This window comes from Cellulomonas pakistanensis, assembly GCF_016862755.1.
In the GTDB taxonomy this organism is placed as follows: domain Bacteria; phylum Actinomycetota; class Actinomycetes; order Actinomycetales; family Cellulomonadaceae; genus Cellulomonas; species Cellulomonas pakistanensis.
In genome coordinates this window covers 144,755-160,275 of record NZ_BONO01000005.1, presented here as the reverse complement: position 1 = coordinate 160,275, position 15,521 = coordinate 144,755, and the positions used below count along the sequence as shown (strand labels likewise).

At 77.6% G+C, this 15,521-nt stretch carries 13 protein-coding genes and 1 pseudogene; 13 read left to right on the top strand and 1 reads right to left on the bottom strand.

Features of this window, described 5'->3' with window-relative positions:
* Window positions 1-1,089: pseudogene (locus Cpa01nite_RS05315) on the bottom strand (hypothetical protein); the annotation flags it as partial.
* On the opposite strand from Cpa01nite_RS05315, the gene Cpa01nite_RS05310 reads away from it, so the two are divergent.
* The 13 genes from Cpa01nite_RS05310 (at window position 1,018) to Cpa01nite_RS05250 (ending at window position 15,439) form a co-directional block, all read left to right on the top strand.
* Window positions 1,018-1,914: a hypothetical protein gene (locus tag Cpa01nite_RS05310; protein WP_203667699.1), complete on the top strand. Its 897-nt coding sequence runs from the start codon at window positions 1,018-1,020 to the stop codon at window positions 1,912-1,914. The pseudogene Cpa01nite_RS05315 and the gene Cpa01nite_RS05310 overlap by 72 nt on opposite strands.
* The gene (locus tag Cpa01nite_RS05305; protein ID WP_203667698.1) at window positions 1,911-2,963 is read left to right on the top strand and encodes an HAD-IIA family hydrolase; all 1,053 of its coding nucleotides are present in this window, start codon (window positions 1,911-1,913) and stop codon (window positions 2,961-2,963) included. The genes Cpa01nite_RS05310 and Cpa01nite_RS05305 overlap by 4 nt, the downstream gene beginning before the upstream one ends.
* 126 nt (window positions 2,964-3,089) lie before the next feature.
* Window positions 3,090-3,233 (top strand): hypothetical protein, encoded by a 144-nt coding sequence (locus Cpa01nite_RS05300; protein ID WP_203667722.1) that lies wholly within the window; start codon window positions 3,090-3,092, stop codon window positions 3,231-3,233.
* Between the two features lie 3 nt (window positions 3,234-3,236).
* Window positions 3,237-4,070 (top strand): TlyA family RNA methyltransferase, encoded by an 834-nt coding sequence (locus Cpa01nite_RS05295; protein ID WP_203667697.1) that lies wholly within the window; start codon window positions 3,237-3,239, stop codon window positions 4,068-4,070.
* Entirely contained in the window at window positions 4,067-4,981 is a 915-nt protein-coding gene (locus tag Cpa01nite_RS05290) for an NAD kinase (protein WP_203667696.1), read from the top strand. The genes Cpa01nite_RS05295 and Cpa01nite_RS05290 overlap by 4 nt, the downstream gene beginning before the upstream one ends.
* A gap of 16 nt (window positions 4,982-4,997) precedes the next feature.
* Window positions 4,998-6,728 (top strand): DNA repair protein RecN, encoded by a 1,731-nt coding sequence (gene recN, locus Cpa01nite_RS05285; RefSeq protein ID WP_203667695.1) that lies wholly within the window; start codon window positions 4,998-5,000, stop codon window positions 6,726-6,728.
* Window positions 6,729-6,734: 6 nt separating this feature from the next.
* A complete protein-coding gene (gene steA / locus Cpa01nite_RS05280; RefSeq protein WP_203667694.1) occupies window positions 6,735-7,925 on the top strand; it encodes a putative cytokinetic ring protein SteA in 1,191 nt (396 codons plus the stop codon).
* A 73-nt stretch (window positions 7,926-7,998) separates the two neighbouring features.
* Window positions 7,999-9,054: a copper transporter gene (locus tag Cpa01nite_RS05275; protein ID WP_203667693.1), complete on the top strand. Its 1,056-nt coding sequence runs from the start codon at window positions 7,999-8,001 to the stop codon at window positions 9,052-9,054.
* Window positions 9,051-10,031, top strand: coding sequence for a hypothetical protein (locus Cpa01nite_RS05270; protein ID WP_239068539.1), 981 nt, complete (start codon window positions 9,051-9,053; stop codon window positions 10,029-10,031). The genes Cpa01nite_RS05275 and Cpa01nite_RS05270 overlap by 4 nt, the downstream gene beginning before the upstream one ends.
* The gene (gene murJ, locus Cpa01nite_RS05265) at window positions 10,028-11,899 is read left to right on the top strand and encodes a murein biosynthesis integral membrane protein MurJ (RefSeq protein ID WP_203667692.1); all 1,872 of its coding nucleotides are present in this window, start codon (window positions 10,028-10,030) and stop codon (window positions 11,897-11,899) included. The genes Cpa01nite_RS05270 and murJ overlap by 4 nt, the downstream gene beginning before the upstream one ends.
* Complete coding sequence (locus Cpa01nite_RS05260; protein WP_203667691.1) at window positions 11,896-12,981, top strand: glycosyltransferase family 4 protein; 1,086 nt, start codon at window positions 11,896-11,898, stop codon at window positions 12,979-12,981. Before murJ ends, Cpa01nite_RS05260 begins: the two co-directional genes overlap by 4 nt.
* A gap of 161 nt (window positions 12,982-13,142) precedes the next feature.
* Window positions 13,143-14,831, top strand: coding sequence for a CTP synthase (gene pyrG / locus Cpa01nite_RS05255; RefSeq protein ID WP_203667690.1), 1,689 nt, complete (start codon window positions 13,143-13,145; stop codon window positions 14,829-14,831).
* Window positions 14,828-15,439, top strand: a complete 612-nt coding sequence (locus tag Cpa01nite_RS05250; protein ID WP_203667689.1) for an NUDIX domain-containing protein — start codon at window positions 14,828-14,830, stop codon at window positions 15,437-15,439. Before pyrG ends, Cpa01nite_RS05250 begins: the two co-directional genes overlap by 4 nt.
* Window positions 15,440-15,521: the final 82 nt, after the last annotated feature.

Sequence of the window (15,521 nt, the reverse complement as noted above, 5' to 3'; positions counted from 1 at the left end):
CGCGAGCGCTCCGGTGGTGACCGCTCCGCCCGTCCCCAGGGTGGCGAGCGTTCTGGTGGGTACCGTCCTGAGCGCCCCCAGAGTGGCGAGCGTTCTGGTGGGTACCGTTCCGAACGTCCGCAGGGTGGCGAGCGCTCGGGTGGGTACCGCTCGGAGCGCGGTCCGGCTCGCGACGACCGGGGCGGCCCGCGCGGGGAGGCGCGGGGCGGCGAGCGGGGTGGCTTCCGCGACCGGCGCGAGGGCGCCTACCGCCGTGGCGCCGAGGGCGGCGAGCGCTCCGGCGGCTACGGCCAGTCCGGCGCTCGTACCGGCGGTCCCCGGCGTGACGCCGACGGCGGCGAGCGCGCGTACCGCTCGGACCGCACCGGGTCCGGGCGTGGCGACCGTGCGGGCGCGGGCGGCGAGCGGCGGGACGACCGCGGCGGATACCGCGCCGACCGCCAGGGTGCGCCGCGCGGCGACCGTGGCGGGTACCAGGGCGGCGGTGAGCGCGGTGGCTTCCGCCGTGACGACCGTGGCGGCCAGCACGGCGGCGGTGAGCGCGGTGGGTTCCGTCGCGACGACCGCGGCGCGACCCAGGGTCGCGGCGAGCGGCCGGGTTTCCGACGGGACGAGCGCGCGGGTGCCGCGGGTGGCCAGGGCGGCGGGTTCCGCCGGGACGACCGTGGTGGCTCCCAGGGCGGCGACGAGCGCGGTGGGTACCGACGCGACGACCGGGGCGACCGCGGCGGGTACCAGCGCGAGGAGCGCGGCGGCTACCGCGGGCGCGAGGGCGCCCAGGGCGGCGGCGAGCGCGGTGGGTACCGACGCGACGACCGGGGCGACCGCGGCGGGTACCGCGGCGACCGCGAGGGCGGGCGCGGGTTCGACCGCGGCGACCGCCCGGACCGCGGCGGCCGAGGCTTCGAGCGCGGCGACCGCGGCCCGCGCCAGGACGGTGACGAGCGCCGCGCGAGCCGGCCGCCGCAGTCGGTGCGCGTCTACGGCCCGGAGATCCCCGAGGACGTCGAGTTCGGCATGCTCGACCGCGAGGTGAAGGCGCGCCTGCGCACGCTGAGCAAGGAGAACGCCTTCGTCGTCGGCCGGCACCTGGTGATGGCCGGGCGCCTGATCGACGAGGACCCGGAGCTCGCCTACGAGCACGCCCAGGCGGCGGTGCGGCACGGCGGGCGGGTGGACGTGGTGCGCGAGGCCGCCGGCCTGGCCGCGTACCGGACGGGTCGGTTCGCCGAGGCGCTGCGCGAGCTGCGCACCGTGCGGCGGCTGAACGGGTCGTCGGAGCACCTCGCGGTGATGGCCGACTGCGAGCGCGGCCTCGGGCGGCCGGAGCGGGCTATCGCGCTGGCGTCGTCCCCGGAGGCCGAGGGCCTCGACACGACGACGCGGGTCGAGCTCGCGATGGTCGTCAGCGGGGCGCGCCTCGACATGGGTGACCCGGACGCGGCGATCGCCGCGCTCGCCGGGATCGGCTCCGGGCCCGTCCGCACGCTGCTCGCGGCGCGCGTGGTGCAGGCCCGGGCGGAGGCGCTGCGCGCGGCCGGCCGGACCCAGGAGGCCGACGACGCCGAGGCAACCGTGCCCGCGGCCCTGCTCGCGCAGGTGCAGGGTGCGGAGGACGACGAGGACGTGGTCGTCTTCGACCTGGCCGAGGACGAGGGCGGGCACGACGACGACACGCCCGCCGCGGACGCGGACGAGACCGACGACGCGGACGACGAGACGGACGAGCTCGCCGGCGCCGAGCCCGAGGCGGACGACGCGGACGACGAGCCGGAGACGGCCGACGCGGCCGCCGAGCCCGACGCGGACGACCTGGGCACCGACCCCGCGACCGACGCCGAGCCCGCGACCGACGCCGAGCCCGACGACACCGACACCACCCCCGCCCCGGCGGGCGAGCAGGAGGACGCGTGACCGACGCCCGGCTCCTCGGCAGCGCCACCCCGCTGGCCGAGCGCTACGACCTGGCCCTCGTCGACCTCGACGGCGTCGCGTACCGCGGCCACGAGCCCATCGAGGGCGCGGCGGCCGGCCTGGCGGGCGCGCGGGCGGCGGGGATGCGCCTCGTGTTCGTCACGAACAACGCCTCCCGCGAGCCGGAGTCGGTCGCCGGCCAGCTCACGTCGCTCGACATCCCGACGGAGCCGGGCGACGTGCTGACCGCCGCCCAGGCCTGCGCGGCGCTGCTGGCGACCCGCCTGCAGCCGGGCGCGAAGGTGCTCGTCGTCGGCGGCGCCGGCCTCGTGACCGCCGTGCGGCAGCAGGGCTTCGAGGTCGTCACGTCGGCGGACGACCGGCCGGAGGCGGTGGCGCAGGGGTTCTCCCCGGAGCTCGCCTGGCCGCAGCTGGCCGAGGCCGCGTACGCGGTGGCGGGCGGCGCGTGGTTCGTCGCGAGCAACCTGGACAAGAGCCTGCCGACCGCCCGGGGCTTCGCGCCGGGCAACGGCGCGCTGGTCGGGGCCGTGCAGGCGGCGACCGGCGTGGTTCCGGACAGCGCGGGCAAGCCCGCGTCGACGATGTACGAGATCGCGGTCGAGCGGCACGGCGCCCGCGAGGCGCTGGTGGTCGGCGACCGCCTGGACACGGACCTGGCGGGCGCGCGCTCGGGCGGGTTCGCCGGGCTGCACGTCCTGACGGGCGTGAGCACGGCGCGCGACGACGTCCTGGCGCCGCCGGCGCTGCGGCCGCACTACATCGCGGCGGACCTCGGCGGCCTGCTGGTCCCGCACCCGGAGCCGGTGCCGGCGGCCGAGGGCTGGTGGACCTGCGGGGACGCCGCGGCCCGGGTGGCCGGCGGGCGGCTGGAGCTCGGCGGCGCCGCGCCGCAGGGCGTCGACCTGGTCCGCGTGGCGTGCGCGGCGGCGTGGGCCGCGGTGGACGCCGGGGCGGACCTGGACGAGACGAGCGTGCCCGACCTGCGTGTCACCCCCGAGGACGCCGCGGGCGTGGGTGCCGGCCGGTAACCTGGCCGGCAGCGCAGGGGTGCAGCGACAGGACGACGATCAGCCAGCCAGGGGGACGCGACGGGGCCGACAGGCCGACCGGCGCGGGCTGGGTCAGCCGCGACGAGCGGAGTGGGGAGTGGAGCCGTGGAGCCGACGGGCGACCAGGCGGTGGACCAGGCGGTCCTCCGCCTGACCGAGGTCACCGAGCTCAGCCTGCGCGAGCAGCTCGCCGTGTTCGACGCCGTGCACGCGGCCCTGCAGGACCGGCTCGCCGACGCGGAGGGCTAGCGGGTGCCGACGCGCGTCGACGCCGCCCTCGTCCGCGACGGGCTCGCCCGGTCGCGGAAGCACGCCGCCGAGCTCATCGCGGCCGGCCGGGTGACGGTGGACGGAGCGCCCGTGCGGCGGGCCGCCGCCCCGCTCGGCGACGGCCAGCACGCGCGCGTCGAGCCGGGCCCGGACGGGACGGCGGGCGACGACTGGGCCTCGCGCGGCGCGCACAAGCTGCTCGGCGCCCTGGACGCGTTCCCGGGTGTCGTGGTCGAGGGCCGCGAGTGCCTGGACGCGGGCGCGAGCACCGGCGGGTTCACCGACGTGCTGCTGCGCCGCGGGGCGCGCCGCGTGGTCGCGGTGGACGTCGGCCACGACCAGCTCGTCGAGCGGCTGCGCGCCGACCCCCGGGTCGACCTCCGCGAGGGCGTGAACGTCCGGTACCTCGCTCAGGGCGACGTGGACCCGGCGCCGGGGCTCGTCGTCGCGGACCTGTCGTTCATCTCGCTCACCCTGGTCGTGCCCGCGCTGGCGGCCGTCGCGGCCCCGGCCGCGGACCTCGTGCTGATGGTGAAACCGCAGTTCGAGGTCGGCCGGGAGCGGCTGGGCTCGGGCGGCGTGGTGCGCAGCGCCGCGCAGCGGGTCGAGGCGGTGCTGGCGGTCGCCGCGGCGGCGGAGGAGCAGGGGCTCGAGGTCGGCGGCGTGGCGCGCAGCCCGCTGCCCGGTCCGAGCGGGAACGTGGAGTACTTCCTGTGGCTGCGCCGCGGGGCGGGTCGGGCCGGCGGCGCCCTGGCGGGCGCCGCGCTGGTGGCCCGGGTCGAGGCCGTGGTCACGGAGCAGGAGGAGAGCGCATGAGCAGCAGGCGGGTCCTGGTCGTCACGCACAGCGGGCGTCCGGAGGCGGTGACGGCGACCGAGGAGGCCGCCGCGGCGCTGTCCGCGGCCGGGTTCACGCCCGTGCTCGCGGGCGAGGACGTCCCCGGCATGGCGTTCCACGACATCGAGCTGGCGATGATCCTCGGCGGCGACGGCACGATCCTGCGCGCCGCGGAGCTCGCGCGCGCCGCGGGCGTCCCGCTGCTCGGCATCAACCTCGGGCACGTCGGGTTCCTCGCGGAGAGCGAGCGGGACGACATCAAGGAGGCCGTGCGCCGGATCGCGGCGGGCGACTACACCGTCGAGGAGCGCACGACGCTCCAGGTGCAGGTCCAGGTGCCCGGCCGGCGGGACCCGGTGACCGGCTGGGCGCTGAACGAGGCCGCGCTGGAGAAGGCCGAGCCGGCGCGCATGGTCGAGGTCGTGCTCGAGGTCGACGACCGCCCGCTGTCCAGCTTCGGCTGCGACGGCGTGGTGCTGGCGACGTCCACGGGATCCACCGCGCACGCGTTCTCCGCGGGCGGCCCGGTCGTGTGGCCCGAGGTCGACAGCCTCATCGTGGTGCCGCTGTCCGCGCACGCGCTGTTCGCACGCCCGCTGGTCGTGGGGCCGCGCAGCGTGATCGCGGTCGAGGTGCTGACCCGGTCGCCGTCCCCGGCGGTGCTGGTCTGCGACGGCCGCCGCCGCATCGAGGTGCCCGCCGGCTCGCGCGTCGAGGTGCGCCGGTCGCCGGTGCCGGTCAGGCTGGCCCGGCTCACGCCGGCGCCGTTCACGGACCGGCTGGTGAACAAGTTCGCGCTGCCCGTGGTCGGCTGGCGCGGGCGCGCGACGGAGACCCCGGCGCGCGACCGGGGGATCGGCGCCACCCGCGCGCCGGCCGACGAGGACTGAGGGGGCGGACGCGGCCGTGTTCGAGGAGATCACGATCAGCGACCTGGGCGTCATCACCGGCGCCCAGATCCGGCTGCACCCGGGCCTGACCGTCCTGACGGGCGAGACCGGCGCCGGCAAGACGATGGTGCTGACCGGGCTGAACCTGCTGCTCGGTGGCAAGGCCGACCCGGCGACGGTGCGGACCGGCGCCTCGACCGCGGTGGTCGAGGGCCGGGTCGTCGTGCCGGACGGCTCGCCGGTGCTCGCGCGGGCGGAGGAGGCGGGCGCGGCGGTCGACGACGACGGCGGCCTGCTGCTGGTCCGCACGGTGTCCGCGTCGACCGACGGCAGCCCCGGGCGGTCCCGCGCGCACCTGGGCGGCCGCTCGGTGCCGCAGGCGGTGCTCGGCGAGCTCGCGGAGCAGCTCATCACGGTGCACGGGCAGCAGGACCAGGCCCGGCTGCGGTCGCCGCAGCACCAGCGCGAGGCGCTCGACGCGTTCGCGGGGGCGGCGCACGGCGCCCTGCTGGCCGAGTACCGGCAGGCCTGGGCGGAGCGCGGCCGCCTGCAGGCGACCATCGACGACCTGACCGCCCGCCGGCAGGACCTCGCCCGCGAGGCCGAGCTGCTGCGCCTGGGCCTGGCCGAGGTCGAGCGGGTCGACCCGCAGCCGGGGGAGGACGACGACCTCGCGCAGGAGATCGTCCGGCTGGAGCACGCCGAGGACCTGCGCGCCGCCGCCACGGGGGCGCACGCCGCCCTGCTCGGCGACGAGGACGCCCCCGACGCGGGCGCGAACGCCGCCGCGCTCGTCGAGCACGCCCGGCGGCTGCTGGACGCGGCGGGCGAGCACGACGCGCGGCTCGCCGAGCTGCGCGGCCGGGTCGCCGAGGCCGGCTACCTGCTCGCGGACGCCGCCACCGAGCTGTCCTCGTACCTGCAGGACCTGCAGGCCGACCCGCTGCGGCTCGACGCCGCGCAGACCCGGCGCGCGGAGCTCGCGTCGCTGACCCGGTCGTACGGCGAGGACGTCGCCGCGGTGCTGCGCTGGGCCGAGGAGAGCGGCCGCCGGCTGCTCGACATCGGCGACGGCGACGAGAAGGTCGCGGAGCTCACGGCCGAGCGGGACGCCCTCGACGCTCGGCTCGCCGACCTGGCCGGCCGGGTCGGCGCGGCACGGCGCGAGGCCGCCGAGCGGCTCGCCGCGACCGTCTCCGCGGAGCTGGCCGGGCTCGCGATGGGCGGGGCCAGCCTCACCGTGCGGGTCGACGACGCGCCCGAGCTCGGCCCGCACGGTGGAGATGTCGTGGAGATGCTCCTGGTCCCGCACGCGGGCGCGCCGGCCCGCCCGCTGGGCAAGGGGGCCTCCGGCGGCGAGCTGTCCCGGGTGATGCTGGCCCTCGAGGTGGCCCTCGCGACGTCGCCCGACCGGGGGGAGCACACCCCCGGGACGTTCGTCTTCGACGAGGTCGACGCCGGGGTCGGCGGGCGTGCCGCGACCGAGGTCGGGCGCCGTCTGGCCGCGCTGGCACGGGGTTCGCAGGTCCTGGTGGTGACGCACCTGGCGCAGGTCGCCGCGTTCGCCGACCGGCACCTCGTGGTCACCAAGTCCCGCGACGGCGCGATCACCGCGTCCGGCGTCGGCGAGGTGACGGGGGAGGACCGGGTGCGCGAGCTCGCGCGGATGCTCTCCGGCCAGGAGGAGTCCGACACGGCGCGCGCACACGCAGCCGAGCTCCTGGAGCTGGCGGATCTGGCACCATGAACGGCGATGAAACTCCTGCCCTCGCGTAAGCGCTCCGCCACGACGCCCGGGGGCGAGCTCGTCGGCCCCGCCCGGGTCGACCCTCGGACGAAGGCGCTGACCAAGCGCCTGCGCCCGGGCGAGATCGCCGTGATCGACCACGTCGACATCGACCGGGTGTCGGCCGAGGCGCTCGCCGCCTGCAAGCCCGCCGCGGTGCTCAACGCCGCGCGCTCGACGTCGGGCCGCTACCCGAACCTCGGCCCGGACATCCTGGTGTCCGCCGGCATCCCGCTCGTCGACGACCTCGGCCCCGACGTCATGACCCTGCGCGAGGGCCGGACGCTGCGCGTCGAGAAGGGCTCCGTGTACGACGGCGACACCCTCGTCGCCGAGGGCACGGTGCAGACCGAGCAGACCGTGGCCACGGACCAGGCGGCCGCGCGCGAGGGCCTGTCGGTCCAGCTCGAGTCGTTCGCCGCCAACACCATGGACTACCTGCGCCGGGAGCGCGACCTGCTGCTCGACGGCGTGGGCGTCCCGGACATCACCACCGAGATCGAGGGCCGGCAGGTGCTCATCGTGGTGCGCGGGTACCACTACAAGGAGGACCTCGTCACGCTGCGGCCGTACATCCGCGAGTACCGCCCGGTGCTCGTCGGCGTGGACGGCGGCGCGGACGCGATCCTCGAGGCCGGCTGGACGCCGGACATGATCGTCGGCGACATGGACTCCGTGTCCGACCGCGCGCTGCGCTGCGGCGCCGAGATCGTCGTGCACGCCTACCGCGACGGCCGCGCGCCGGGCCTGGCCCGCGTCGACCAGCTCGGCGTGCCGCACATCGTGTTCCCGGCGACCGGCACCAGCGAGGACGTCGCGATGCTGCTGGCCGACGACAAGGGCGCCGAGCTCATCGTGGCCGTCGGCACGCACGCCACGCTGGTCGAGTTCCTGGACAAGGGCCGCGCGGGCATGGCGTCGACGTTCCTCACCCGGCTGCGGGTCGGCAGCAAGCTGGTCGACGCCAAGGGCGTGTCCCGGCTGTACCGGAACCGCATCTCCAACCTCCAGCTGACGCTCCTCGTGCTCGCCGGCCTGCTCGCGCTGGGCGTCGCCCTGGCGTCGACCACCGCGGGCCAGACCCTCATCGGTCTCGCCGCGGCGCGCTGGGACGACGTCGTCTACTGGTTCGGGTCGCTGTTCGGCGGGTCGTCATGACGCCCGGCTGCACGCCCCAACCCGTTCCCTCCCGTGCCGCGCACGCGCCGGCACCTGATCGAGAGCTCCCGCTGTGATCGACTTCCGGTACCACCTCGTCTCGCTGATCTCGGTGTTCCTCGCGCTCGCGGTGGGCATCGCCCTCGGCGCGGGCCCGCTCGAGCAGACGATCGGCAACACGCTCACGGGGCAGGTGGACCAGCTGCGCAGCGAGCGGGACCAGCTGCGCGCCGACCTGGACGCGGCGGGCTCCGACCTCGCCGCGAGCGAGGCGTTCGCCGAGGCCGCCGGCGCCGAGCTCGTCGACGGCACGCTCGCCGACCGCCGCGTCGCGGTCATCCAGCTCGGCACGGTCGACGGCGACGCGCTCGCCGCCGTCGAGAGCCAGCTGACCGACGCGGGCGCGACCGTCAGCGCGGACGTGGTCCTGAACGAGGCGTGGTCGTCCACCGACCGGCGGTCGTTCCGCCAGGCGCTCGTCGGCAACATCGCCAGCTACCTCGACCCGCAGCCCGCCGACGACGCCTCCGCCGACACCTCGCTGTCCGAGGCGCTGGTGCAGGGGCTCACCGGCGCGGACCCCGCGAACCCCGACGCCCTCAGCTCGGACGCGGCGACGCTGCTCGAGTTCATGACGTCCGGCGACGAGCCGCTCGTCGCGTTCGAGGGCGAGGTGACCCAGCCCGCGGACGCCGTGGTGCTGGTCGCCCCGACCGTCGCGCCCGACGCGGTCGCCACCGAGACCGCGCCGGACGAGGAGGAGGCGCAGGCGGTGCTGTCCTCGCAGATCGCGCTGGCCCGCGTCGCGCAGACCCGGTCCGAGGGCGCGGTCGTCGTCGACGGCCCGGTCACCGACGGCACGCTGGTCGCGACGATCCTCGGGGACGACTCCGCCGCCGAGGCGCTGACCACCGTCAGCGACGGCGACACCGCCGCGGGCCGGGTGTCCGTGCCGCTGGCCCTGAACGCGCGGATCGGCGGCACGAACGGCCACTACGGCCGCGGCGAGGACCTCACGACGGTGCCGACCGCGACCACGCTGACCCCGCCGGACCGCACGCCGGTCGCGACGGGCGACGCGGGTGCCGACGCCGGGGCCGGCGAGGGCGACGCCGGGGCGCAGGGGTGAGCGTCGGCCGCCGGATCGCCGCCGCCGTCGCGGCGCGGCTGGGCACGAGCGTCGTCCGCGGCCTGCTCGACGACGAGCCGCCGGGCGGCGCGCGCCTCTGGGAGCGCACCAACCACCGCGGCGAGCCCGTGAGCCTGCTGGGTGGCCCGGCGGTCGCCGCCGGCGTGCTGGCCGGCGGGCTGGTCGGCGCGCCGTCCGTGCGCGACGGCGCCGCCCTGGCCGTGGCCACGACGAGCGCCACCGGCTTCGGCCTGGTCGACGACCTGACCGAGGACCGCGAGGGCACCGTGCGCAAGGGCCTGCGCGGCCACCTGGGTGCGCTCGCCCGCGGCGAGGTGACCACCGGCGGCCTCAAGGTGCTGGGCATCGGCGCGGGCGCGCTGCTCGCCGCCGCGCTGAGCCGCCCGCACGACCGGCTGCCCGCGGGCCGCGGCGCGGCGATCGCGACCCGGCTCGCGGACGTGGCCGTCGACGGCGCGCTGATCGCCGCCAGCGCCAACCTGGTCAACCTGCTCGACCTGCGCCCGGGGCGCGCGCTGAAGGCCGCGGCGATCGCGGCCGCCCCGGCGGGCCTGCTGGGCGGGCGCGGTGGGGGTGCGGCGGCCGCGGTGCTGGGCGCCGCCGCCGCCGAGCTGCCCGACGACCTCGCGGAGCGGGACATGCTCGGTGACTCGGGGGCCAACGCGGTCGGCGCGGTGCTCGGCACGGTCGCCGTCCAGGGCTGCCCCCGGCCGGTGCGGCTCGGGCTGCTCGCCGGCGTGGTCGCGCTGACCGTCGCGTCGGAGAAGGTGTCGTTCACCCAGGTGATCGCGCGCACGCCGGTGCTGCGCGAGCTCGACGCGTGGGGCCGGCGGCCGGCGCACGTGCCGGGCTCGCCGGGAGCGGGGACTTCGAGCGCCGGGTCGGCGGGCGCCGGGTCGCCGGGCGCCGGGTCGCCGGGCGCCGGCGACGCCGCGGGCGGGGTGCCCGGGCGGTGAGCCGCCGGGCCGTCCTGTCCGGTCTGGCGGGCGCCGCGGCCCTGATCTCAGCCGTGACGGTCGTCAGCCGGCTGCTGGGGTTCGCGCGGAACCTGGTCTTCAACAACGCCGTCGGCCTGACCGACGTCGGCGACGCCTACAACTGGGCGAACACCCTGCCCAACGTGCTGTTCGAGGTGGCCGCGGGCGGGGCGCTCGCCGGCGCCCTGATCCCGGTGATCGCCGGGCCGCTGGCCCGCGGGATGCGCGACGACGTGTCCCGGATCGCGTCGGGGATGCTCGGCTGGACGCTCGGCGTGCTCGTGGTCCTCGGCGCGGCGCTGGCGCTGGCCGCGGAGCCGCTGTCCGCGCTGTCGCGGGTCGACAGCGCCGCGGAGCGCGACCTCGTCGCGTTCTTCATCCGCGTGTTCGCCGTGCAGCTGCCCCTGTACGGGCTCGCCGTCGTGCTGTCCGGCGTCCTCCAGGCGCAGCGGCGGTTCTTCTGGCCGGCGTTCGCCCCGGTGCTGTCGAGCCTCGTCGTCATCGGCACGTACGCCGGCTACGGCTGGCTGCTCGCCGACGCGGGCGTCGCGGGCGGGGCCGGCGAGGCCGACGTGCTGCCGGACGGCGCCGCGGCCCTGCTGGCATGGGGCACGACGGCCGGCGTCGCGGCCATGGGCCTGTGCCAGGTCGTGCCGGTGTGGCGCTCCGGCGTGCGGCTGCGGCTCGCGCTGCGGTTCCCCGACGGCGTCGCCGCCCGGGCGCGGGGTCTGGCGCTGGCCGGCGTCGGCGCGCTCGTCGCGCAGCAGCTCGCGGTCCTCGTGACCATCACGCTCGCGCAGACCTACGGCGGCGACGGTGCGCTGTCGGCGTGGCAGACGATGGTGCAGCCCACCTACCTGCTGCCGTACGCCGTGCTCGCGGTGCCGCTCGCGACCAGCACGTTCCCGCGCCTCGCCGCGGCCGCGCAGCGCGAGGGCCGCGCGGGCTACGCCCCGCTCGCCGCGGTGACGACCCGTGGCGTGCTCGTCGCCGGCGCGGCCGGGGCGGCGATGCTCGCGGCCGTGGCGCCCGCCGCGACGGCGGTGTTCGAGGCGATCGGCCGCGGCAACACGGCGCTGATCGCGTCCGTCGCCGACGCGCTCACGCTCGTCGCGCCGGGCCTGCTCGGCTTCGCGCTCGTCTTCCACGTTTCCCGGGCGCTGTACGCGCTCGAGCGCGGGCGGCTCGCCGTCCTGGCCGCCAGCGCCGGCTGGGTGGTCGTGGCGGCCGCGTCCTGGGTCGCGTGCCTCGTGCTCGTGCCCGGCGCGCGGGACGCCGCCGCGACCCTACACGCGCTGGCGCTCGGCAACACGGCCGGCATGGTCGTCGCCGGGGTGGCGCTGCTCGCGGTCCTGCGGGCCGCGGCCGGCGCGTCGGCGGTCGCGGGGCTGGCCCGGACGCTCGCCGTGCTGCTGGGCGCCGGTGCCGTGGCCGCGGTCGCGGGCCGCTGGGTCGTGGACGCGGTGCAGGCGCTGACCGACGGGATCCCCGGCGCGGTCGCCGCGGCGGCGGGCGGGGCGGCGGTCGTCGTCGTGCTCGTCGTGGGCGCGGTGGCGGTGCTCGACCGGTCGACGGTGACGGGGCTGCTGCGACGGGGCGGGTCGGCGGGCGCGACGACGGTCGCCGCCGCGGAGCCTGGGGCCGGGGCGGCCGACGCGGGTGCGGCGGCCGACGCGCTCGTGCCGGGCACCGACCCGGAGCCGGCGACGCCGACGACCACCGCGACCGCCACGACCGCCGCCGCGACCGCGGCGCCGGCGGCCGCGACCCCGACCACCACCACCCCGGCGCCCGGCGCCGGCACCCCGGCCCCCGGGCCGGACGACCCCCGGGAGGCGGGCCGATGACCCGACGCGTGCTGCAGGTGCTGGGCTCGAGCGCGGGCGGCGTCGCCCGGCACGTGGCGCAGGTGTCGGCGGCGCTGGCCGCGGCGGGGGACCGGGTGCTCGTCGCCGGCCCGGCCGCGCTGGAGCCGGCCGTCGCCGCGGACCCGGCCGTCGGGTTCGCGGCCGTCGAGATCGCCGACCGCCCGCACGCCTCCGACGCGCGGGCCGTGGCCCGGCTCGCGGCGCTCGCGCGGGACGCCGACGCCGTGCACGCCCACGGCCTGCGCGCGGGCGCCCTCGCGGTGCTGGCGGTCCGGGGCGCGCCCCGGCGCGGTCGGCCGCGCGTCGTGGTGACGCTGCACAACCTGCCGGTCGGCGGCCGGGCGATCCGGACGGTGTCCGCGGGGCTCGGCCGGGTCGTCGCGCGGGGCGCCGACGTCGTGCTCGGGGTGTCGGGCGACCTGGTCGACCTCGCCCGCGCCCAGGGAGCCCGCCGCGCCGAGCGCGCCCTCGTGCCCGCCCCCGCGCGCCGGGCGCCGGGCCGGGACCGGGACGCCGTGCGGGCGGCCCTCGGCGTCGCGCCGGGGGAGGACCTGGTCGTCACCGTGGCGCGGCTGGCCCCGCAGAAGGGCCTCGACACCCTCGTGGCCGCCGCGGCCGCCGCGGGGCGCACCCGGCCGGCGCTGCGCTGGGTCGTCGCCGGGGACGGGCCGCTGCTCGCCGACCTGCGGGCCCGGGCGGACGCCGCGGGCGCGCCGGTCGACCTGCTGGGCCGCCGCGAGGACGTGGCCGACCTGCTGGCGGCGGCCGACGTGGTCGCGTCGACGGCCGTGTGGGAGGGGCAGCCGCTCGCCGTGCAGGAGGCGCTGGCGCTGGGCGCGGCCCTCGTCGTCACGGACGCCGGCGGCACCCGCGAGGTCACCGGCGACGCGGCGGTGCTGGTCCCCGTCGGCGACGCGGAGGCGTTCGCGGCCGCGCTGACGGCGGTGCTGGGCGACGACGCGCGCCGGGCGGCGCTCCGCGACGCGGCCCGGGCCCGTGCGGCGACCCTCCCGACGGAGGCGGACGTGCTGACCCAGCTGGCCGCGGCCTACACGGCCTGACCGCCGGGTCGAGTGGAAGATCCGGCCCGACACGCCGGGGTGTGTCGGGCCGGATCTTCCACTCGTGCCGAACCTCCCGAGGCTCGCGAGCGCGCGCCGTGGTGGGGGTCACCCGGCGCGGGGCGCACGGACCCGCGCCGACTCGGGTACAGTGGAAGCCCGTGGCAGAGCGCGCAAATCGACTCTCCGGGCGGTCGGACACCACGACCCGGCACATCTTCGTCACGGGAGGCGTCGCCTCCTCACTGGGCAAGGGCCTGACCGCCTCGAGCCTCGGGCGACTTCTCCGTTCCCGCGGCCTGCGGGTCACGATGCAGAAGCTCGACCCCTACCTCAACGTCGACCCCGGGACGATGAACCCGTTCCAGCACGGCGAGGTCTTCGTCACCGAGGACGGGGCCGAGACGGACCTCGACGTCGGCCACTACGAGCGGTTCCTCGACGTCGACCTGGTCGGCTCCGCGAACGTGACGACCGGCCAGGTCTACTCGCACGTCATCGCGAAGGAGCGGCGCGGCGAGTACCTCGGCGACACGGTCCAGGTCATCCCGCACATCACCGACGAGATCAAGACGCGGATGCGGTCGCAGGCCGCGGACGACGTCGACATCATCATCACGGAGATCGGCGGCACGGTCGGCGACATCGAGTCGCAGCCGTTCCTCGAGGCGGCCCGCCAGGTCCGGCACGAGCTCGGCCGGGACAACGTGTTCTTCCTGCACGTGTCGCTGGTGCCGTACATCGGCCCGTCGGGCGAGCTGAAGACCAAGCCGACGCAGCACTCGGTCGCCGCCCTGCGCAGCATCGGCATCCAGCCGGACGCCATCGTGCTCCGGTCGGACCGGGAGATCCCGCAGTCGATCAAGGCCAAGATCGGCCTGATGTGCGACGTCGACACCCAGGGCGTCATCTCCTGCGTGGACGCGCCGAGCATCTACGACATCCCGCGGGTCATCCACGCCGAGGGCCTGGACGCCTACGTGGTGCAGCGGCTCGGCATGCAGTTCCGCGACGTCGACTGGAGCGGCTGGGACGAGCTGCTGCAGCGCGTGCACCAGCCCGCGCACCACGTCGAGGTGGCGCTGGTCGGCAAGTACATCGACCTGCCGGACGCGTACCTGTCGGTGACCGAGGCGCTGCGCGCCGGCGGCTTCCACAACGACGCCAAGGTGAAGATCCGCTGGGTGCCGTCGGACGACTGCCAGACGCCCGAGGGCGCGCAGCGCGCGCTCGGCGGCGTGGACGCGGTCCTGGTCCCGGGCGGGTTCGGCGTGCGCGGCATCGAGGGCAAGCTCGGCGCGCTGCGCTGGGCCCGCGAGAGCAAGGTGCCGACGCTCGGCATCTGCCTCGGCCTGCAGACGATGGTCATCGAGTACGCCCGCAACGTGCTCGGCCTGGCCGGCGCGTCGTCGTCCGAGTTCGACGCCGACCCGGCGCACCCGGTCGTGGCGACGATGGCGGAGCAGCTGGCGATCGTCGGCGGCGAGGGCGACCTCGGCGGCACGATGCGGCTCGGCTCGTACGAGGCCGTGCTGGCCGAGGGCTCGGTCGCGGCGGAGGCCTACGGATCGACGCGGGTCACGGAGCGGCACCGGCACCGGTACGAGGTGAACAACGCGTACCGCGACAAGCTCGAGGAGGCCGGCCTGGTCATCTCGGGCACGTCGCCGGACTCGTCGCTCGTCGAGTTCGTCGAGCTGCCGCGCGAGGTGCACCCGTACTACGTCTCCACGCAGGCGCACCCGGAGTTCAAGTCACGGCCGACCCGGTCGCACCCGCTGTTCGCGGGGCTGGTCCGCGCGGCCCTCGAGGCGCGGGGCGCGACGGTCTCGGCGAAGGCCAAGGCGTGACGACGGACGCGCCCGGCGGGCCGGCCGACCGGCCCGCCGAGCGCCCCGTCCTCGAGCACACCGACCTGCACCACGGGAAGATCTGGGACCTCGTGTCCGAGACCGTGGACCTGGGCGACTCGCAGGTGGTCCGGGAGTTCGTCGACCACCCGGGCGCCGTCGCGGTCATCGCGCTCGACGAGGACGACCGCGTGCTGCTGCTGCAGCAGTACCGGCACCCGGTGCGCGCCGAGCTGTGGGAGCCCCCGGCCGGGCTGCGCGACGTCGACGGCGAGCTGCCGCACGTCACCGCGGCGCGCGAGCTGGGCGAGGAGGCCGACCTCCGGGCCGACACCTGGCACCTGCTCGCGGAGTTCGCGAACTCCCCGGGCGGGTCGAACGAGCACATCCTCGTGTACCTGGCCCGCGGGCTGTCCGAGGTGCCCGAGGCCGACCGGTTCACCCGGGAGGACGAGGAGGCCGGCATGGTGCCGCTGTGGCTGCCCCTGGACGAGGCCGTCGAGGCCGTCCTGGCCGGCCGGCTGCGCAGCCCCAGCGCCTCGGTGGGCATCCTCGCGGCCGCCGCGTCGCGCGACCGCGGCTGGCGCACGCTCCGCCCGGTCGACTGACGTGGTGCGGCGCCGGGCGGGCGGGCACGACCCGTGGCCCGGCGCCCCGCGCACCCGCCCGCACGGGGTCGCGGTGGTGCCT